General features: G+C 56.1%; 22 protein-coding genes. 8 read left to right on the plus strand and 14 right to left on the minus strand.

Features of this window, described 5'->3' with window-relative positions; all coding sequences use genetic code 11:
- Positions 1–16: 16 nt before the first annotated feature.
- From KP707_RS07315 to KP707_RS07330, 4 genes are read right to left on the minus strand one after another with little or no spacing between them, the layout of a single operon-like run.
- On the minus strand, positions 17–1,813 hold the full coding sequence (locus KP707_RS07315) for an aminopeptidase P family protein (protein ID WP_211506769.1): 1,797 nt from the start codon (positions 1,811–1,813) through the stop codon (positions 17–19).
- Positions 1,810–2,340 carry a GNAT family N-acetyltransferase gene (locus tag KP707_RS07320; RefSeq protein ID WP_211502686.1) on the minus strand — a complete coding sequence of 177 codons (531 nt, stop codon included), beginning with the start codon at positions 2,338–2,340 and terminating at the stop codon, positions 1,810–1,812. The genes KP707_RS07315 and KP707_RS07320 overlap by 4 nt, the downstream gene beginning before the upstream one ends.
- 1 nt (position 2,341) lies before the next feature.
- Positions 2,342–3,247 carry a 50S ribosomal protein L11 methyltransferase gene (locus KP707_RS07325; RefSeq protein WP_211502837.1) on the minus strand — a complete coding sequence of 302 codons (906 nt, stop codon included), beginning with the start codon at positions 3,245–3,247 and terminating at the stop codon, positions 2,342–2,344.
- Complete coding sequence (locus KP707_RS07330; RefSeq protein WP_211502687.1) at positions 3,247–5,475, minus strand: UvrD-helicase domain-containing protein; 2,229 nt, start codon at positions 5,473–5,475, stop codon at positions 3,247–3,249. Before KP707_RS07330 ends, KP707_RS07325 begins: the two co-directional genes overlap by 1 nt.
- A gap of 27 nt (positions 5,476–5,502) precedes the next feature.
- Here KP707_RS07330 and KP707_RS07335 point away from each other — a divergent pair, with 27 nt between their 5' ends.
- Both KP707_RS07335 and radC read left to right on the plus strand, forming a co-directional pair.
- The gene (locus tag KP707_RS07335) at positions 5,503–6,198 is read left to right on the plus strand and encodes a RadC family protein (RefSeq protein ID WP_211502688.1); all 696 of its coding nucleotides are present in this window, start codon (positions 5,503–5,505) and stop codon (positions 6,196–6,198) included.
- Positions 6,199–6,277: 79 nt separating this feature from the next.
- Positions 6,278–7,036, plus strand: coding sequence for a RadC family protein (radC, locus tag KP707_RS07340; protein WP_211502689.1), 759 nt, complete (start codon positions 6,278–6,280; stop codon positions 7,034–7,036).
- A gap of 12 nt (positions 7,037–7,048) precedes the next feature.
- On the opposite strand, the gene KP707_RS07345 is transcribed toward radC, so the two are convergent.
- The 6 genes from KP707_RS07345 to rpmE form a co-directional block, all read right to left on the minus strand.
- Positions 7,049–8,179 (minus strand): 5-(carboxyamino)imidazole ribonucleotide synthase, encoded by a 1,131-nt coding sequence (locus KP707_RS07345; RefSeq protein ID WP_211498088.1) that lies wholly within the window; start codon positions 8,177–8,179, stop codon positions 7,049–7,051.
- The gene (gene purE / locus KP707_RS07350) at positions 8,176–8,700 is read right to left on the minus strand and encodes a 5-(carboxyamino)imidazole ribonucleotide mutase (protein WP_064273283.1); all 525 of its coding nucleotides are present in this window, start codon (positions 8,698–8,700) and stop codon (positions 8,176–8,178) included. The genes KP707_RS07345 and purE overlap by 4 nt, the downstream gene beginning before the upstream one ends.
- Positions 8,700–8,900 carry a YdcH family protein gene (locus tag KP707_RS07355; protein ID WP_046901537.1) on the minus strand — a complete coding sequence of 67 codons (201 nt, stop codon included), beginning with the start codon at positions 8,898–8,900 and terminating at the stop codon, positions 8,700–8,702. Before KP707_RS07355 ends, purE begins: the two co-directional genes overlap by 1 nt.
- A gap of 161 nt (positions 8,901–9,061) precedes the next feature.
- Positions 9,062–9,646 carry a DUF1013 domain-containing protein gene (locus KP707_RS07360; RefSeq protein WP_046901536.1) on the minus strand — a complete coding sequence of 195 codons (585 nt, stop codon included), beginning with the start codon at positions 9,644–9,646 and terminating at the stop codon, positions 9,062–9,064.
- Positions 9,647–9,856: 210 nt separating this feature from the next.
- Positions 9,857–10,339, minus strand: coding sequence for an Hsp20 family protein (locus KP707_RS07365; protein WP_249195217.1), 483 nt, complete (start codon positions 10,337–10,339; stop codon positions 9,857–9,859).
- Between the two features lie 154 nt (positions 10,340–10,493).
- Positions 10,494–10,718, minus strand: coding sequence for a 50S ribosomal protein L31 (gene rpmE, locus KP707_RS07370; protein WP_046901535.1), 225 nt, complete (start codon positions 10,716–10,718; stop codon positions 10,494–10,496).
- Between the two features lie 194 nt (positions 10,719–10,912).
- On the opposite strand from rpmE, the gene mscL reads away from it, so the two are divergent.
- Complete coding sequence (gene mscL / locus KP707_RS07375) at positions 10,913–11,371, plus strand: large-conductance mechanosensitive channel protein MscL (RefSeq protein ID WP_099212467.1); 459 nt, start codon at positions 10,913–10,915, stop codon at positions 11,369–11,371.
- Entirely contained in the window at positions 11,371–11,703 is a 333-nt protein-coding gene (locus KP707_RS07380; RefSeq protein ID WP_211506768.1) for a hypothetical protein, read from the plus strand. The genes mscL and KP707_RS07380 overlap by 1 nt, the downstream gene beginning before the upstream one ends.
- Positions 11,704–11,779: 76 nt before the next feature.
- Here the strand turns inward: KP707_RS07380 and secF are convergent, their stop codons facing one another.
- A complete protein-coding gene (gene secF, locus KP707_RS07385; protein ID WP_064273272.1) occupies positions 11,780–12,724 on the minus strand; it encodes a protein translocase subunit SecF in 945 nt (314 codons plus the stop codon).
- A gap of 5 nt (positions 12,725–12,729) precedes the next feature.
- Entirely contained in the window at positions 12,730–14,271 is a 1,542-nt protein-coding gene (gene secD / locus KP707_RS07390; protein WP_064273473.1) for a protein translocase subunit SecD, read from the minus strand.
- Positions 14,272–14,422: 151 nt separating this feature from the next.
- Here secD and KP707_RS07395 point away from each other — a divergent pair, with 151 nt between their 5' ends.
- On the plus strand, positions 14,423–15,418 hold the full coding sequence (locus KP707_RS07395) for a Gfo/Idh/MocA family protein (protein ID WP_211502838.1): 996 nt from the start codon (positions 14,423–14,425) through the stop codon (positions 15,416–15,418).
- 12 nt (positions 15,419–15,430) lie between these two features.
- Here KP707_RS07395 and KP707_RS07400 read toward each other — a convergent pair whose 3' ends face one another.
- Both KP707_RS07400 and KP707_RS07405 read right to left on the minus strand, forming a co-directional pair.
- On the minus strand, positions 15,431–17,242 hold the full coding sequence (locus tag KP707_RS07400) for an ABC-F family ATP-binding cassette domain-containing protein (RefSeq protein ID WP_211502692.1): 1,812 nt from the start codon (positions 17,240–17,242) through the stop codon (positions 15,431–15,433).
- Positions 17,243–17,300: 58 nt separating this feature from the next.
- Positions 17,301–18,032 carry a response regulator gene (locus tag KP707_RS07405; protein ID WP_211502693.1) on the minus strand — a complete coding sequence of 244 codons (732 nt, stop codon included), beginning with the start codon at positions 18,030–18,032 and terminating at the stop codon, positions 17,301–17,303.
- A 232-nt stretch (positions 18,033–18,264) separates the two neighbouring features.
- Here KP707_RS07405 and KP707_RS07410 point away from each other — a divergent pair, with 232 nt between their 5' ends.
- The 3 genes from KP707_RS07410 (at position 18,265) to KP707_RS07420 (ending at position 19,814) form a co-directional block, all read left to right on the plus strand.
- Positions 18,265–18,741, plus strand: a complete 477-nt coding sequence (locus KP707_RS07410) for a sigma-70 family RNA polymerase sigma factor (RefSeq protein WP_249202854.1) — start codon at positions 18,265–18,267, stop codon at positions 18,739–18,741.
- A 115-nt stretch (positions 18,742–18,856) separates the two neighbouring features.
- Positions 18,857–19,432 carry a sigma-70 family RNA polymerase sigma factor gene (locus KP707_RS07415; RefSeq protein WP_046901528.1) on the plus strand — a complete coding sequence of 192 codons (576 nt, stop codon included), beginning with the start codon at positions 18,857–18,859 and terminating at the stop codon, positions 19,430–19,432.
- A gap of 208 nt (positions 19,433–19,640) precedes the next feature.
- Positions 19,641–19,814, plus strand: coding sequence for a NepR family anti-sigma factor (locus tag KP707_RS07420; protein WP_160298815.1), 174 nt, complete (start codon positions 19,641–19,643; stop codon positions 19,812–19,814).
- Positions 19,815–19,874: the final 60 nt, after the last annotated feature.

Raw genomic sequence — 19,874 nt, forward strand, 5'->3', positions numbered from 1 at the left:
AATGAATAAACGCTTACTAAATAACGGGCGTTTCGCGCATCATCGGCGCACAGACTTTCTCAAGCCACTCCTGCACATCAGGCTCAACAACCGGTCCTACGCGCGTCAAAACCTCTGCGTGATACGCATTAAGCCATGCAAGTTCAGCATCATCCAGTAGCGTCACATCAATGAGCGCTCGATCAATCGGCGTGTAGCTCAGGATTTCAAATTCGAGAAATACGCCCTTCGCCCCTTGATAGGAGGAAGGCTTAACAAGCATCAGATTTTCAATTCGGATGCCATAAGCCCCCGGCTCGTAATACCCAGGTTCATTGGAGACAATCATCCCCGCTTCCAAGGCTGTTGGACGCGGCGCAGGGGAAATATTCTGCGGGCCCTCATGCACGGATAGATAACTGCCAATGCCGTGTCCGGTCCCATGATCATAATCCAGCCCAACCTGCCAAAGAGCAGCACGCGCCAGAACATCCAGACGATGCCCTGTGGTACCCGGTGGGAAACGCACGCGGGACAGCGCAATATTTCCCTTCAGAACACGCGTGAACGCCTCTTTGACGTCCTGAGGAGCTGACTCCGGCCCAACCCAGAGCGTCCGTGTGATGTCAGTCGTCCCGAACGGATACTGTCCACCACTATCAATCAGATAAACACTGTTGGCCGGAAGCACGCGATCCTTGCCGACTTCTGCACGATAATGCGGATAGGCCCCATTCGGTCCCGAGGCCGAAATCGCATCAAAACTCTGTTCCCGATAGTCGGCAGAGCGTTGGCGGAACATCCCAAGACGCTCAACAAGATCCGTCTCCCGTTGTCCTGCAGCAGACATCGAAACGGAATGGAGGAAACGTGCCATCGCAATACCGTCGCGCTGGTGCGCCTGACGTGCACCATCCTGCTCGGTCAGGTTTTTGACAGCCTTGGGAAGCGTGCAGGGATCATTCCCATCGACCACCGAAGCCCCAGCGGCTTTCAGGGTCGTTTCGAACCAGACTGGCGTCGTCACAGGATCAAGCCGTACGACTTTGCCACCCAGCGCAGCAAGGCGTTTTTCCAATGCACTTGGTGCCTGAACAGTGACCTCTTCACCAAGCGCTGCAGCCAATCGGCCTTCAAGGCGGGCAGGGTCCACAAACAGCTCTGCCCGACCGTCAGCATGCAGCAGGCCATAGCCATGGGCCACAGGCGTTAGCGGGACATCACTACCGCGAATATTCAGGAGCCAGGCGACGGACGTGCAGTCCGCCAGCACCACAGCATTCTGTCCGGCTTTCCGTAGCCCGGCAGCGAGGCGCTGGCGCTTACTTGAACTTGTTTCCCCCGCCAGTTCCACACCGTGATTAATGACGGGATTAGCCGGCGCAGCAGGGCGGTCGAGCCATGCCTGATCAATCGGGTTAAATGCCAGCGGCACCAGTTCAACCCCGGGAGCACTCCAGGATGCCAGCATGGAACGGCTGACCAGTTTGGGGTCATATCCAACGCGCTTACCCTGCGCATTTTCTTCCAGCCAGTCGGGCGCAGGCTCCATGCTCACATGTCGCCGCTCCCAGAGATCATGGGGAACCTGTTCCTCCATCTGAACGGTATAACGTCCATCCGAGAAGACTGCAGCAGCGTCCTGGAGAATGACCGCCAGACCCGCGCTCCCCGTAAAGCCGGTAAGCCAGGCCAGACGGTCAGAGCAGGGGGCAACATATTCCCCAAGATATTCATCCCCCCGCGGGATGATGAAACCTGCAACGCCCAGCGCCTCACACGCCTTGCGAACAAGAGTAGGGCGCTCTTTGAGCGGAATGGAGGAAAGGGTCATGGAAAGTCCTTTTCCGGTTTGGAAACAGCCTCAAGGCAGAGCGTCATGAACAAAAGATCCAGCCAACGGCCACCCTTTCGTCCAACCTGAGGCAAAATACCGTTATTTTGAAAGCCTAAGCGATGATGCAGCGCGATGGAGGCCTCGTTGCCAGCCGTAATCCCGGCCACCATTACGTGAAATCCGGCCCGTTTTGCGTGCTGGATCAACTGATTTAGCAAAAGCCTGCCTAGTCCGCGTCCCTGGCACTCGGATGAAACATATACGGAGTGTTCGACCGTGCCAGCGTAACCTTCGAAAGCCCGGAACGGCCCATAGGATGCGTACCCGCAGACCACGCCATCTCCATCAACGGCCACGAAAACCGGAAAATTCTGAGCCTGTCGATCAGCAACCCATTTTCGACGCTGCTCCATCGTGAACGGCGTGCTGATCCAGAGTGCATCGGTACGCTCGATGGCATCGTTCGTAATCCGCAGAATTGTGGGAAGGTCGGCCTCCTGAACCTCGCGGATTACGACAGACATCTTAGCCTCTTTTACGCAAAATCAGGGTCGCCCAGTCGCCTTCACGCAACAGACGCTCCAGAACAAGGCCCTGACGGCGATGCGCAGCCAGGACCATATTGGCCTGTGTGTATAACAGCCCAGCAAGAATAGCCGTGCCGTTCGGTGCCAGATTGATGGCGAGAGACTGCGCCATCCGGCAAAGGGGACGCGCCAGAATATTGGCAAACACGAGATCATACGGCGCCTTGACGCGTACCTGAGCCGTGTTCCAGCCATTTCCGAAGCGACAGTCCAGCAGGTTGCCCTGTCCGTTCAGACGGGCATTGGCTTTGGCTGTGCGCACAGACCATGGCTCAATGTCGACAGCCAGAACCGGGCGATGCAGCAGCTTCGCTGCAGCCATTGCCAGAATACCCGAGCCACACCCCATATCCAGAATATGATAAGGTTTGCGATACGCCACCATTTCCAGTGCGCGCAGGCATCCTCGCGTTGATCCGTGTTCGCCCGACCCAAAGGCAATACCGGCATCAAGGGTAATGGTCAGGCGCGAGCGGTCAGGCTCACCATGCAGATGGGTCCCTCGAATGGCAAACCGCTTGCCAACATCCTGCTGTGGGAAGGATTCATAGGTTCGTGCCAGCCAACCTTCGGCTTCCGTTGCCTCACGAAGCAGTTCTGCCTCACAACCCGTCAGAAGACGCGCAACGGACAACGCGCTTTCAAGCTCGTCCTCCTTGTAACCAGTGTCTTTGACACCTTCGATGCGCCAGTATTTTTGCGCATCATCAGCCTCAAAAATCCCGACAGTCTCACAGACACACATCAAGGCCTGTTCGAAAAGAGGAACAAATTCCTCTTCCACCGTAATGGACAGGGTTTCAAGCGCACTGGCATGGCGTCGGCCAATGCTGCGGGGTGCCATCACGATCTGATCTCCACGAAATTTGCCATGACGCGCTTGATGCCGCCATTTTCAAAGTTGATTTCCAGTCGGCTGCCATCCACCGCAATCACGGTGCCTTCGCCAAACTTCTGATGAAAAACCGTTGCTCCAAGGGGAACATTCGCCTGCGGCTGCACGTCCGTAACGCGCGGGCGAGGGGTCTGAGGCCCCCCTGAAGAACGACGCGTACTCGTAAACGGGCCGGACGCAAACATGGATGGCGTTGCCGCAGCCTGCCTCCGGCTTTCAAGAGACTGCCCACTCGTCTGAACGTATTCGGACGGAATTTCCTCAATAAACCGGCTCGGCATCGAGGCTTGCCAGTTCGCATAAATGCGGCGACTGGCAGCGTGAACAACGATGGCCCGAAGCCTTGCCCGTGTCAGCCCGACATAGGCCAGACGTCGTTCTTCCTCCAGCGCCCGGTTGCCGCCTTCGTCCAGGGACCGCTGAGACGGGAAAACCCCTTCCTCCCAACCGGGCAGGAACACCGTATCGAACTCCAGTCCTTTGGAGCCGTGCAACGTCATAAGGCTGACTTTGTCGTCGCTCGTCTCGCTTTCCGTATCCATGACAAGCGCGACATGCTCCAGAAAACCTTCGAGCGTCGCGAACTCGCCAATCGCCCGCAAAAGCTCACGAATGTTATCAAGCCGGCCCGGAGCTTCCACAGAGCGATCATCACGCCACATTTGCAGATAGCCGCTGTCTTCCAGAAGCTGCTCAACAGCCACCACCTGACCTTCGGTCTCGAGCGTCGCTTTCGCGCGCTGAAACGCCTCCATCAGACTGGTCAGGGCTTCCTTGGACTTTCCCTTGAGCGCACCTTGTTCAATCTGCGTCAGAACACCAGCAGTTAACGGGCCGGGCAGGGTGCGCGCTACACCATGTAGCTTCTGCACAGCCACAGCCCCTACGCCGCGCTTCGGAACATTGATGATCCGTTCAAACGCCAGATCGTCCGAAGGCTGCGACAGAACGCGCATGTAAGCCAGACAGTCCCGGATTTCCGAGCGTTCATAAAACCGCAGACCGCCAACAATCCGATAAGGTATGCCGATGGTCATCAGACGCTCTTCAAACGGCCGCGTCTGGAAGCCTGCACGCATCAGGATGGCCATTTCAGACAGCGGATGACCATCGGCATGAAGGCGTTCAATTGCGCCACCAACAATCCGGGCCTCCTCATCGGAATCCCGAACCCCGATAATCTGAACCTTCTCGCCCTGCGCATCCTCACGGCCGGGACGGAGCGTCTTGCCTAACCGTCCTTCATTGTGAGCAATCAATCCCGCCGCAGCAGCCAGGATTTGCGCCGTCGAACGATAATTCTGCTCCAGCCGGACAACAGCGGCACCGGGAAAATCCTTCTCAAACCGGAGAATATTTTCAACTTCGGCACCGCGCCAGGAGTAGATCGACTGATCGTCGTCCCCCACGCAGGCAATGTTGGATGGACCCTGCTCGCGCTTCGCCAGCAAACGCAACCACAGATACTGGATCGTGTTGGTATCCTGATACTCGTCCACCAGAATATAGCGGAAGATCCGATGATACTGCGCCAGCACATTCGGCTGGGACCGCAGGATCTCCACCATGTGCAGCATCAGATCGCCGAAATCGCAGGTATTCAGTTCGCGCAACCGCTGCTGATAGCCGCGATAGATGGCCAAGGCCTGCCCATTGGCAAAATCCGTATCCTCGGCAGACGTCACGCGATCCGGCGTCAGGCCACGATCTTTCCAGCGCTGGATGATGCCCATGAGCTGGTTAGGCGGCCAACGCTTCGTATCCAGCCGGAAAGGCTCCATAATCTGCTTCAACAAACGAAGCTGATCATCCGTATCCAGAATATTGAACCCGCTCGTCAGGCCCACATATTCCGCATGACGCCGCAACATCCGCGCGCAGATGGCGTGGAATGTGCCAAGCCAGAGTCCTTCAGCAGGCTCCCCCAGAAGAGCACCAACACGCTCGCGCATTTCACGCGCAGCCTTGTTGGTGAATGTCACAGCTAGAATCTGACTGGGGTAAGCCCTTCCGGTCAGAAGGAGGTGGGCAAAGCGCGTCGTCAACACGCGCGTCTTTCCCGTTCCTGCACCGGCAAGAATCAGCAACGGGCCTTCGGTTGTCTCGATGGCACGTCTCTGCTCCGGGTTCAGGCGGGAGAGATACTCGGGGGTGGGGATGAGAGGGTCTTGCGGCACACTCCCGATATAGAGTGTGATGGCCCTATGGCCAACACATCATCTCCCCGGATCGACCTGACACGCGGCACAGGCCCGCAGGGACATCGCGCCAGAATGCGAACACGCGTTGAAACCAACGGCGCAGAAACCCTTGCAGATTACGAAATTCTGGAAATGCTGCTGTTCTTGGGCATCCCGCGCAAGGATACCAAGCCGCTCGCAAAAGGCCTCATCAGCCACTTCGGAAGCCTGATCGACGTCTTCCGCGCGCCCACACAGGATTTGAGAAGCGCAGGCCTCAACGACGACACCATTCGTGCACTGAGACTGCCAGCCGTTGCGGCAGAACGACTGGCATCTGCCGAACACCGCGAACAGCCCGTTTTAGGGGATTGGCCTCAGTTGATGAAATATCTTGAGACCGCCCTGGCGGGAGCCATCCGCGGGCAATTCCGCCTTTTTTACCTGGACAATCGCAATCGTCTTTTATCCGATGAAGCAGCTCCCGAAATCGAAGATATTACCTTCCTGAATCGCGCTATCGCAATCCGCGCACTTGCCCTGCACGCCACCGCCGTCATTGGACTTCATGTTCAACCAGCTTTGAAGCCCGTCGCGCTTTCAACCGCAGCCCGAACGCTGGAAACGGCGCTCAGGCCGCTCTCGATTGTTCTGCATGACATTCTGTTAGATACGCCCAACACAGCAGTGCGCAGCTTTCGTCAGGAAGGCCTGCTGTAACTTTGCAAGGTAGCCTTTCGAGGCGTAGGCTCATATCCGTTGGCTTGATAATAACACTTGGGAAATGCCACAAAAACGCATGGACGATACCCTGGCTACCGAAGACGGATTTTCTGAAGTTCTGAACAGTGAACTGCTTCAGACCATAAAGTCCGTAGCCGTAACCATGCAGCAATCGGTCGAGCTCCCCGAACCGCCCCGGGCCTTACTGAGCGGACGAGGTCGTCATCTGGATGACAATACTCTTCTCAGAATGGTCATCACTCTTTTCACCGGCCACGAAGCAAAAGCGGAGACCCTGAGCCCGTTACTGCTAGAGCGGTTTGGATCACTGGCGGGCATTCTGGCAGCCACAAACCGGGAATTGGCCAGCATCAAAGAGATGGGATCACACATGATCCCAATGATCCGGGTCCTGCATGAAGCTGCACTTCGCTATAATCGGGAGCGGTTACCCAAAATTGATATTCTCGATAGCGAGCAGAAGCTTCTCGACTATCTGACGGCCAGACTTGCCCGAGAAAATATCGAGCAATTCCGTATCCTTTTCCTCAATGAGAAAAACAGCCTAATCGCTGATGAAGCTCAGGCGCGCGGTACGGTCAACCATACCCCTGTGTACCCCAGGGAGGTCGCCCGCCGCGCAATCGAAATTGAAGCTGCATCCCTCATCTTGGTGCACAACCACCCAAGCGGTGACCCAACGCCCTCACAAGCCGACATCCAGATGACCCAGCAGGTTCAAGCTGCTCTGGATGTTGTGGGCGTCCAGCTCACGGATCACCTCATCATCGGAAATGGAAAACATACCAGCTTCCAGCGGCTTGGCCTGATCTAGCGCAAGCCACTCTCAGCCCCTCGGAGGCAATAATCCTTCAAGGGCCAGTTCGCCCGGCAATGCCCCCCGCGGAAAGAGCGTGTTGACGTGCCCCATCTTCCGGCCCGGACGCGCCTCGTGCTTGCCATAGAGATGCAGTGATGCACCGTCTGTGGCCAGTATGGCAGGAACCCGCGCCATATCTTCCGGCCCGACAAGATTATGCATGACAGCGTCCGAATGACGGCGCGCGGGTGGAAGGGGCAGCCCCGCTACAGCCCGAATATGCATTTCAAACTGGTCAATCAGACAAGCATCCATCGTCCAGTGCCCTGAATTGTGGGGCCGGGGAGCAATTTCATTGACCAGTAACTGACCATCAGCGGCATGGAACATCTCCACGCCCATGATGCCAACCAGCTCGAGATCCGTCGCAATGCGGATTGCAATGGCCTGAGCGCGTTCTGCAACCTCTGGCATGACGCGCGCGGGAGCAAGGGTGATGTCCAGAATACCGTCGCGATGGCGGTTTTCCACTGCGTCGAAACATCGTACCGTTCCGTCACTTCCGCGAACAACCATCACACTCAGCTCACGCTGAAAGTCGATCATCTTTTCCGCAACAAGCGGATACGGCAGATCCGTCAGAGCCGAGAGGGCTTCCGCATTCTCAACCCGAAACTGTCCTTTCCCGTCATAACCAAAACGGGTTGTCTTCAGGATGAGAGGGAAACCCAGCTCTCCCACAGCAGAAAGATCAGCCGGTCCGGATACTTCTTTCCACGGGGCAAGCTCCACCCCAGCCTGAGCCAGCCGGGTCTTTTCCAGAACCCGATCCTGACTGATCCTGAGGATCTCACCACCTGGACGGACGGGGCGACGTTTTTCGAGCAGTGACAGACCCTCGACGCTGATGTTCTCGAACTCGAACGTCACAACGTCACAGCGAGAAGCAAAATCTTCCAGCGCTACGGGATCATCGTAAGACCCGACCGTCGCGGAGGCTGAAACTTCAATAGCCGGGCTCGTGGCGGCCGGATTCAGGATATGAACACGATAACCAAGCTTGGCCGCAGCCATTGCTGACATGCGTCCCAACTGGCCGCCGCCAATAATCCCGATTGTACTTCCAGGTGCAAAAACCTGATTATTCTGAACCGTCATTCGACAGGAATGTCCGCAACAGCTGCCGTCTGAGTACCGCGCCACGCATCAAGACGGGCAGCTAGCTCCGGATCGGCCAAAGAGAGAATGGAAGCCGCCAACAGGCCAGCATTCTTGGCCCCAGCCTTGCCAATCGCCAGCGTTCCAACAGGCACGCCGCCTGGCATCTGAACGATGGACAGCAGGCTATCCTGTCCCTTCAGGGCATGACTTTCCACCGGAACGCCGAGAACGGGAAGGGACGTCCACGCCGCGCACATGCCGGGTAGATGGGCAGCACCACCCGCGCCCGCGATAACGACATGCAATCCACGGCTGCGGGCCGTACGGGCATAGTCCGCAAGACGATCTGGCGTCCGATGCGCAGAGACAATCCGACGTTCATGGGCAATGCCCAGTTCGTCCAGAATGTCACAGGCATGCCGCATGGTTTCCCAGTCGGACTGGCTCCCCATAATGACACCAACGCGCACAGCGTCTTCTGCTTGAATGGTCTCGCTCGGAGAAAGGATCTGGCTCATCAGGCAATGTTATCCGGAATCAGACGGGTCTCGATCCAGGAAATCTCGTCTTTTAGCTGCAGCTTGCGCTTTTTAAGGCGCAGGATCTGGAGCTGATTGAGGGGATGGTCCACCAGGCGCTCAATAACCGTATCAAGATCGCGATGCTCGCTCCGGAGTTCGTGGAGGCGGCGGAGCATGGCATTGTTATCGGTCATCATTGCTATCGGTCCCGGAACTCTGTCACGGCATGATGACGAACAGAATTCATTCCGTCCATCGTCATGAATCCATATCACGGCTGAGGCGGCCTAAACCAGTCAGGCCCGCACCAATAAAAAAAGGATGCAGCTTCGTGAAAAGCTACATCCTTGATTTCAGCTCAGTGAGCGCTGTCTTCATGAGCGTCGTAAGCACTCACCACAGGAAGCGTCTGTCCCTCACGGGCAAGACGGTCGTTGGCAGCTGACACCGCTGCGTTCAGATCCATCTGGGTGCAAAGACCGAGAATGACCGGATCGCGCGGCTTGATGTTCGCGCTATTCCAATGCTGGCGGTCACGCACCTTGATGATGGTGTCCTTCGTCGTGCCCAGAAGCTTTACGATCTGAGCTTCCGTCAGATGCGGGAACTGACGAAGAACAAACGCAATGGCATCAGGGCGGTCATTGCGCTTTGCGACAGGCGTATAACGCGCGCCCTTGGCGCGACGCTTCACCGGGCTGCCAGATGACAGGATCTTCAGCTTGGAATCCGGGTTCGCTTCGCAGCGCTTGATCTCGGCGTCAGACAGCTGATGATTTTTGACCGGATCGTAACCGTTGATTCCGGCCGCAACTTCACCATCAGCAATTGCCTGAACTTCAAGCGGATGCATGCCACAGAATTCAGCAATTTGAGTAAAGGTCAGGCCGGTTTTCTCGATTAGCCAGACGGCCGTGGCCTTGGGCATCAAAGGCAGGGTCATGTCAGTGCGTTCCTTTTGGGGCGCTAAGGGGCCGGCGAGAGCGCAGGCACCGATTGGCGTACCCGGAGAGGAACGAAAGGCCGCTCGGGATATGATCGCGGCACCTGCTGGATGCACGGCGATAATGAGAAACGGTATGGGGCACCATCACACATCTGGTCAAGGTCGAAACGGCAGGGCAAATCCAAAAACCGCCCTGCCGATCCTCCGTCATGCAGCGTGCTGCGTGCCAGCGTATGTGGATGCCGCTACGTTCTGATGACCAGGAACGCCATTCCCTGTGACGATCGGAATACGGCGCGGCCGGACAGCTTCAGGAACAACCTGCCGCACTACGATGGTCAACAAACCATTCTGAAGCTCGGCCTGATCAATTTCTGTGTGATCAGCAAGCACGAAGCGCCGCTCAAAAGCTCTCGTCGCAATGCCGCGATGAAGCCACTCACGATCCCGGGTATTTTCGGGAACGCTGCCACGGATGACAAGCGTATTGTCTTCCTGGAGAACCTCAACATTATCCGGGCCAAAACCGGCAAGAGCCATGGTCAAGGCGTAGTCTGTCTCGGCAGTTTTTTCGATATTGTAGGGGGGGTAGCTCGGCATAGCCTGAGCATTGGCAGCGTTGCCAGCCATACGGGCAAGGCGATCAAAGCCAATTGCGCTGCGGAACAGCGGCGTAAAATCGTATGTCATGAAAACCTCCTCAAGGCAGGGTTCATCTGATGCAATCCCCAATTGGCAGACTGCGCTTGGTTTACCGGCCATGACCCCGAAGGCATCATGACCGATATTCCAGATGGTACCTGTCCTGCGCCCCTTCAAGAGGGGAGCGTGGAGGCAGACAAGCTTACTTGCGGGTACCGATACCAGCGAAGCGCTTGTTGAACTTGGCAACCTGGCCTCCGGTGTCGAGCATACGCTGCACGCCAGTCCAGGCCGGATGGGACTTCGGATCAACGTCGAGACGCAGCGTAGCACCAGGCTGACCATAGCAGGAGCGGGTCTTGTACTCGGTGCCATCGGTCATGATGACGTTGATTTCGTGGTAGTCGGGATGAATGCCGGATTTCATGAATTCTCTACTCCAGGAAAAAAGCTCCGATACCGACCGGAGCGAATCATGAGGCGCGTATAACGGAAACCGCTCAAGGATGAAAGCACACTTTACGGGATCGCATGAGTCCGTTTATCCCTTGGGCGATGCAGGTAGCGCTTTTCCGGCCTGCAACCGCAGTGATGCGGGTTCCCCCAAGAGAGGTTCGAAATATGAGCGAAACGAAACATGCCCTGCATACTCCGGGCTGGCTGAGCGACTTCCAGAAATTCATTATGCGCGGAAACGTGCTGGATCTCGCCGTCGGTGTCATCATCGGTGCGGCCTTCACCACGATTGTGAACAGCGCCGTCAAAGATGTCCTGACGCCTTTTATCGGCCTCCTGACAGGTGGTGTGGATTTCTCTAACCTCTTCATCACCCTGAAAGGCCCGGTCAAGGATACCCTTGCAGAAGCACAGAAGGCCGGTGCGGTTACCGTCAATCTGGGTGTTTTCCTGAATGCTGTCATTCAGTTCCTGATCGTGGCATTCTTCATCTTCTGGGTTGTGCGCCTCATCGGCAAGCTTCACCGCAAGGAAGAAGCTGCACCAGCAGCGCCGCCAGCACCGACCAAGGAAGAAGTTCTCCTGACAGAGATCCGCGACATTCTGGCCACCAAGGCTTCCTGATGTCACGGCAGGCTCCTTTCGGAGCAACCTTCACCCGCAAACTGACAGGTTTTGTTTTGGTGGGGAGCCTGCTCTGTGGATGCGTGGCACGTCCTTTCGAAGGCGTGCCCCCATCTCCGAATGCCAGACTTTATGCGTATCTGATTGCTCACGGCATGGCACGAGGGGCGTTAATGAGGGGAAAAGTTACCCCTCAGAATGTTCAAAAGCTCATAAGCCTCGACCATGATGCTCAAAAAGCAGTTCTGAACGCTACAAGGCTTCAGACATCATCGGAAAATCGTCAGGCAGACGCCGCAATCGCAGCACTTCTGACCAGCTTCGATAGCTAGGCATTCCGCCTCAAGGCACAAAAAAACCGGCTCAGTTAGAGCCGGTTTTTTTGTGCCTGATAAAGACTTCAGAGCGTCATTCCGTATCGGAAGAAGGAGTTTTCCGAAGTCGCTTTTCACCCATCAAAAGCAGCAGGGGAGCAGCGATGAAAATGGAAGACGATGTTCCAACAACGATACCGAACAGCATGACCGTTGCGAACCCGGTCAGCGTGCTGCCACCAAACAAAGCCAGCGGTAGGGCCGCAAGAAAGACGGTCATGGAGGTGCCGAGCGTACGATTCAGGGTCTCATTGATGGAGAGATCCAGAAGTTCGCGAAGCGGCATCGTACGGTATTTGCGAAGATTTTCACGGATACGATCATAAACAACCACCTTGTCATTGGTGGAATATCCGAGGATCGTCAGCAATGCGGCAACCATCACCAGATCAAACTCAAAACGCGTAATGGCGAGGAAGCCCACAGTTTTCGTCAGATCCAGAATAAGTGTCACCACAGCACTAATGGCGAACTCACGCTCAAAGCGGATCCAGATGTAAGCCAGAATCATGGCCAGACTGAAACCGAGCGCCAACAGGCCATCCCGGAAAAGCTCGGAAGATACCGACGCACCAACAGCATCCGCCCGCAGAACCTGCGTACCGGGTTCGGCTGCTGAGATGGCGGTCTTTACGCCATCGACAAGCTTCTGTGTCTGCGCTTCACGATCCGCACCTTCCGGCGCATTGATTGAGATGCGGACATCCCGCGGAGAACCGAAGGCCTGAACAGCATCCGGATGAATGCCTGCCTTTTCCAAAGCAGAGCGCAGCTTGCCAAAATCTGCGGCTCCCGGCGTCTGGGCTTCGACGATGATACCACCCCGAAAATCGAGGCCAAGTTTCAGGCCCGGCTCGAAAAACAGGATGACAGAAGCAATGGAGAGAACCGCCGAAACGATAAGCCCCATATGACGGCCGCGCATGAAGTTGATGCGCCGATCGTCACGGACAAAACGGAGAAGGGGACGTGACAGCATGACGTTCAGACCGGCAGTTCTTTGGGACGGGCAAGGGCATACCACCGCACGACAAGGAAGCGTGACAGCAGCAGGGTCGTGAAGAGGGTCGTCACGATGCCGATGGTAATCGTCAGGGCGAAGTTCCGCACGGGACCCGTGCCGAACACGAACAGCATGACATGCGCGAGAAACGCCGTCGCATTACTGTCAACGATTGTGCTTGTTGCGCGCTCGAAGCCAGCCTGCAGCGCCTGCAGCGGTGCACGCCCGCGCTTCACTTCTTCTCGGATGCGCTCATTGATGAGGATATTGGCATCCACAGCCATACCAAGCGTCAACAGCATACCCGCCATACCTGGCAGCGTCAGCGTCGCCTGGAAAAGAGACAGGATCGCGACCATCAGGATCAGGTTGGCGAACAGCGCAATATCCGCATACAGGCCGAAGCGACCGTAGAAGAGCACCATGAACACCACGACCAGAACAAATCCGGCCGCAAGGCTGAGAATACCAGCGTGGATGGACGCAGCGCCAAGGCTCGGACCAATCGTGCGCTGCTCAATAACAGCCAACGGAGCGGGCAGAGCGCCAGCACGCAGCAAAAGCGCAAGATCGGACGCACTGTGGGCATCAAAGCCACCTGTGATCTGACCACTCCCTGCCGTAATCGGATTAATAATGTTCGGCGCTTCGATAACCTTGTTATCAAGCACGATCGCAAATCGCTTACCCACATTCGCGCGGGTCGTATTGGCAAAAGCTGTTGCACCAGCGCTATTGAGCTGGAACGTCACGGCCCAGCCACCGCTCTGCTGATCGATCACCGCACCCGCGTTCGTCAGATCCGTACCGTCAACATCCACATGGTCCTGTACGGCGACCTGAGAATGGGTGCTGATGTCTTCCAGCATCGCCGAACCGGGGCTGGCAACACTTGGGTTTGGCGCCAGCAGCCGGAACGTCAGACGGGCAGTTGTTCCCAGAAGAGTCTTGATCCGCTCGGGATCACTGACACCAGGCAGTTCCACCACGATCCGGTCATCGCCCTCACGGGCGATACTCGGATCAATCGCACCCGTAGCATCAATACGGCGGCGAACGATCTCAATGGACTGGGCAACAGCGTCCCGGGCACGCGCCAACATAGCATCATGCTGAAGCGTAAGCACAATACGACCGTTGGCCTCAGTGACATGAAATTCATCAGGCACAACGACAGGAAGATCCTGCATCGTCTTCAGTGCAACAGCGCGCTCCGCATCTGAGCGGGGCTCAAAGCTCAGGCTGGCCGTCTGATCATCCTTCTGGAAGTCACGGTAACCGAGAGATTTGTCCAGAAGGGTCTGACGTGCCTGATCCTGCAGGGACTGCAGGCGGTCATGCTCCAAGGACTTCAGGTCGAGCTGCAGCAGCAGATATGAACCACCACGGAGATCAAGGCCAAGGTGGATCTGCCGCCAGGGCAGGGACTGCGTGGGGGCACGCATGAAATTAGGCAGACAGAACAGGAGGCCGATCAGGCAGATGCCTGCGACGCCCAGCAGTCTGAGCCGGCTATAATACATCATAACGGGTCGAGATGTCCTCGGCGGGTTTGGACGGTTCGAGTTTCTTGCGCGGGACCATGCCGCTTCCGCAATGCCGATGCAACCTTTCACCAACATTCCGCCCCTGACGGCTTTGCGAAGCCGTGATGGACTGGTAATCCTGTCACTCATGAACACTCGGCGACAGCTTCGGGTCGGCATCGTCGGTGCCGGTCACTTCGGGCGATTTCACGCCCTCAAATCAGCCGCAAATCCGGCTGAAAACCTGGTGGCGCTTTTCGACCCTGATCCGGCACGTGCGGCAACAGTCGCTCGTGAGGCACGTTGTACCGTTGCAGAAACTTACGAGACCCTGCTGAATTCGGTTGAGGCTGTGATCATTGCAGCTCCAGCCGAGCATCATTTCCGACTTGCCAGCGAAGCCCTTAACGCGGACCGTCATGTTCTCGTTGAGAAGCCGATTGCAGCCACTTTGGATGAAGCTCGCAATCTGGCGGATCTCGCATCCCGGACGGGTAAAGTTCTTCAGGTGGGCCATCTGCTGCGCTACTCCGCAGAGCACAGGGCCATCACAGAACGTATCGACAAGCCGCTCTATATCGAAGCCACACGCATCGCGCCTTTCAAGTCGAGAGGAACCGATGTGTCTGTCATTCTGGACCTGATGATCCATGACCTGGATCTGGTTCTTGCAATCGTAGACAGCCCGATCACGGACATCGATGCCATTGGCGCAGCCGTTTCAAGCGAACACGAGGACATCGCGAATGCGCGGGTCCGATTTGAGAACGGATGCGTCGCCACAATCACGGCGAGCAGAATTTCCCTTAAAACAGAACGCCGTATGAGACTTTTCTCACAGGAAGGCTACCTGTCAGCAGACTTCATGGAGCGCAAACTCAGCTTCATTGGCAGAGAACGTGGCCTCCCTCTACCGGGAACTGGAGGCTTCAAACGCGAAGCCATCAGTTGGCATGACCACGACAACCTTGCCGTAGAGCACGAAGCTTTTGCTGAATCATGCCTTAACGGTGCACCAGTGCTGGTTGATGCCCAAGCTGGAATCCGAGCGCTCGATGCAGCAATCCGCGTCACCGAAAGCATCCATGCGTCTCGCAAGGCAATGGAGCTCTCAGGCCTTATCCCGGTATCAGATAAGGCCTGAAAACCTTATTTTTTACTGGCTTTCCAGCTCTTCTTTTTTGGCTTCCAGTTCAAGCCATTGCTCTTCGGCTTCACTCAACTCGCGCTCTGCCGCCTGAAGCGCATCACTGATCTTGGTGAATTTTGCTGGGTCCTTGCTGTAAAGCACGGGGTCAGACAATGCCTCGCGATACGTGACAATAGCCTTTTCCAGCTTAGTCATTTTGCCAGGAAGAAGGTCAAGGGTCCGCTTGTCATTATAACTAAGCTTCGTCTGCTTCTTTTCTGATTTTACAGTGTTTTTTGATGCAAGGTCATTCTCACCCCGATCTTCTGAATGACGCTCAACAGGGGCTTCACCGCGCCTCTGAACCAGCATGTCCGAATAGCCACCGGCGTACTCGATCCACTGTCCATCCCCCTCGGATACGAGAACAGAGCCCGCTACACGATCAAGAAAATCACGATCATGGCTGACCAGAAGAACGGTCCCCGCATAGTCCGCAAGCATCTCCTGCAATAGATCCAACGTTTCCAGATCAAGGTCATTGGTGGGCTCATCCAGCACCATCAAGCTGGATGGCTTGGCCAGCGCGCACGCAAGAGCAAGACGCCCGCGCTCACCACCAGATAATTTTCCAACGGGCGTACGTGCCTGTTCCGGACGGAACATGAAGTCCTTCATATATCCGATAACGTGACGCTTCTCATTCCCGACCTGAACCATATCCCCACTGCCACCTGTAAGGGTGTCAGAAAGGCTTTTGGTCGGGTCCAGACTTTCACGCTGCTGGTCCAGCGTCACCATCGCAACAGACGGTCCGATATAAACAGATCCTTCCTGCGGGGGCATGCGACCGGTCAGAAGACGAATAAGAGTGGTCTTTCCCGCACCATTGGCGCCAACCAACCCCAAACGGTCTCCGCGCAGAATCTTGAGATCGAGATTGTTTACAATCGTGCGATCCCCATACGCCCACCCCAGGCTTTCCGTACCGATCGTAATCTTGCCGCCGCCATCTGCTTCCGTCGCAGACATGCGCAGCGTGCTGGTGCCGCGTGCGGAGATTTCTCGACGGTTATTCCTCAAGGACGCCAGTTCAGCGACACGCCGGACATTACGCTTGCGGCGTGCTGTCACGCCATAACGCATCCAGTCCTCTTCCCGAGCAATCTGACGATCCAGCTTGTGAGCATCACGTTCTTCCTGTTCCAGCACTTCGTCCCGCCAAGTCTCATAGCGCGAAAAGCCTTGGTCCAGACGCCGCGTCTTGCCCTGCTCAAGCCACACCACACTTCGGGATAACGTCTCAAGAAGGCGTCGATCATGGCTGATGACAATCATGGCGCAGCGCGATGCGGCCAGCTCTTTTTCCAGCCAGGTAATCGTCGGAAGATCCAGATGGTTTGTCGGTTCGTCCAGCAGCAGAAGATCTGGCTCCGCAGCCAAGGCGCGGGCGAGGGCGCAGCGGCGAACCTCGCCGCCAGATAACCGTTCGCACCCTTCGTCACCCGTCATGCCAAGTTCAGCAAGCATGGATCGGGCCCGATAGTGCTCCGTCTCATCCAGCCCATCTGCGACATAATCGAAGGTGGAAGAGTAGGCCGTCAGATCAGGCTCCTGCGCAAGGTAATGTACCTTGACGCCCGGCTGCACAAACCGGGTCCCGTCGTCAGCAACAATGTCGCCAGCCGCTATTTTGAGGAGTGTAGACTTACCGGAGCCATTGCGCCCCACAAGGCAGATGCGTTCGCCCGGAAGAACGCCGAGCTCGGCGCCATCAAGGAGCGGGCGTCCGCCAAGAGTGTAAGTAATATTCTGAAGAAGAAGAATGGGTGCCGACATATCCCCTATGTGTCGCAGGGAACGTTTGCCCGCAAGGCACCCAAAGACGGATTTTCTCTCAGACGGACTTTATGCCGCCCGTGACAGCCTGATAGGTCGCTACAGCCAGCGCCATCGGCTCGAATGGTTTCGTAATCACGAAGGAAGGCTCATGCGCTTCTCCGGTCAACAAACGCTCCGGATAAGCCGTGACGAAAATCACAGGCGTTTCATGTGTTTTCAGAATACGCCCGACAGCATGCATTCCATCACCCCCACCGCCGAGATTGATATCAGCCAGAATAAGACCTGGCTTCGTCTCGGCAGCCAGCTTCACGGCGTCAGCCTCCGTGTACGCAACACCCGCGATTTTATGGCCACAGCGCTCCACCAGATCCTGAATATCCATGGCAATGATCGGCTCATCTTCAATGATAAGCACCGTCGTCTGCGCAATGCCCTGAAGAGCCTGTCGAGCCACAGCCAGATTTGCAGCGGCATCCTCCTCAGAAATGGAGAGAGCCCGAGCGGCCGACGACAGCGACTGCTCCTCAAGCGAGGTCAGAAGCATGAGAGCTCTTTGAACAAGAGTCATGTCTGGCCGATCAGCATTCTCCTTCGAGAACTCCTGCACGAGCTTGCCGTATAGTGCCAGCCGGGGAGGAAGGTCTGATTTCTCTGCTGCCAGAAAATCCTTCAGGGCACCGGCTACCAACCGGTCTCCCTGAGCCTGATCTCCAGCCAGGGCACGGGCAAAACGGCGAGCATAAGGTAGCGCCGCAATGAGTTCGTGACGTGACGTGTCAGCCATGGATCCTCAGCCTCTTGATATTGGACAGCCGCGCGGAAACCTTATGAAGGACTATCCGTTTGTGGCGATTGAATAATCATGACACGAGCGACCGGATACGCCTAGTGTCTGTCTGCATCCGCAGACTTCACCTTCCTGAAAGGACCTCCCTCTGACGGCACCTGTTTCCGAGCCTGAGACGGCTCCACAGGAGAAAAGAGGCGTTTCCTTTCATCAGGAACTCCTGAAGACCTTGCCAGACCTCCGTGGTTTCGCACGGTTCCTGACACGTGATGCCGTCGCAGCAGACGATCTCGTGCAGGACACAGTTGTTCGCGCACTCGCTGCGCAAACACAGTTCCAGGCAGGAACCACGCTGAAAGCCTGGTTGTTCACAATTCAGAGAAATGCCTTCTACGAGCAGCGCAGACGATCTTCCCGTGAACAGGAGATCATGCAGAACGTCGAAATGGACATGCCCCTGTCGACCGAAATTCCCTCCATGCAAAGTGCCCGAGATGCCGTAACGGATCTCGGAGAGCTTATCTGGAAACTTCCGGACCTTCTGCGCGAAGCTATCATCCTCGTGGGCGCACAGGAGCTGTCTTATGAAGAAGCCGCCTGCATCTGCAATGTTCCATCGGGAACCATGAAAGCGCGCGTCTCACGAGCAAGAAGCCAGCTTTCCATGTTGGCCGAAGGAAAAAATCATCAGGAAATGACACTCTAACCAACTGAAAAATAATAATTTTAAAAAAATATCAAAAAAACTTTCCTTTTGATGCAACGATCCTGGAACCCCGTTCATTGATCCCATGAAACAGGACGAAACCAGGAGTACTCCCATGACGTTCCATGATCAGGTCATCGCAATCCTACCGAAGCTGCGTGTGCAGGCCCTGTCCCTGACGCGCAACCGCGCTGCTGCGGAGGACCTTGTTCAGGACGCCGTGTGCAATGCTCTAGCCGCCCAGAACAGCTTCATTCCCGGCACGAATTTCTCAGCATGGATGCATCGTATCCTGCGTAACCGCTTTATCTCCGACCTGCGCAAGCGTCGTGAGACGACCGACATTGATGATGTGCCAGCATCAACATTCGCAAGCCCGGCAACACATGAAGACCGCCTGGCTCTGAAAGATCTGTCGCTGGCACTCTCTCGCTTGCCGGCTGACCAGCGCGAGGCACTCGTTATGGTCGTTATTCAAGGCATGAGCTACGAAGCTTTGGCTGAAGCAACTGACTGTGCTGTTGGTACAGCTAAAAGCCGCGTTTTCCGCGCTCGTCGTCAGCTTGAAGCATGGATGACAGGCGATATGCCGAGCAACGACAAGCTGCGCGTGAAAGTGAAGGCCCTGCGTGATGCGATCGATGTGCGCCATCGTGCAGGACAGTCAGCAGACGATCTGCTTTTCTCGTGAGCCTGGGTTGAACTTTTAGCCTCTCGGAAACGTTCGTATTTCGCCCATTTCGGAATTGAAGCGATTGCGGTAACTGAGCCGTTTTTGTAAACAGTTCTTTACCGCCGTGCAGGCCTGTAGCTTTCGAACAGCCTCAGAACCACACGGCGATCTGCAGGGAGCAGAGGCGATTATTCTGCGTTGTCACAGAGAGGCTCAGGACTAGACAATGACCGGAGGAGACAAGTCCCAATCCTCATCCGGAAAATCCAAAGGTGATGATCAGGATTCTCCCTTTGGTATCTGGCTGAGCCGCGGACTTCATCAGCTCTTTGACGATGTTGCGAGCGAACCTATCCCTGAAGAGCTTTTGAAGCTGATCGAAGAAGACCGGAAAAAGTGATTGCACAGGAAGCCTGGCCTGAGATCCTGGGCAGCAGGTCATAAAGGGTCTCGTCATTCC

This window comes from Gluconobacter sp. P5E10, from assembly GCF_018812145.1.
Lineage (GTDB): Bacteria > Pseudomonadota > Alphaproteobacteria > Acetobacterales > Acetobacteraceae > Gluconobacter > Gluconobacter cerinus.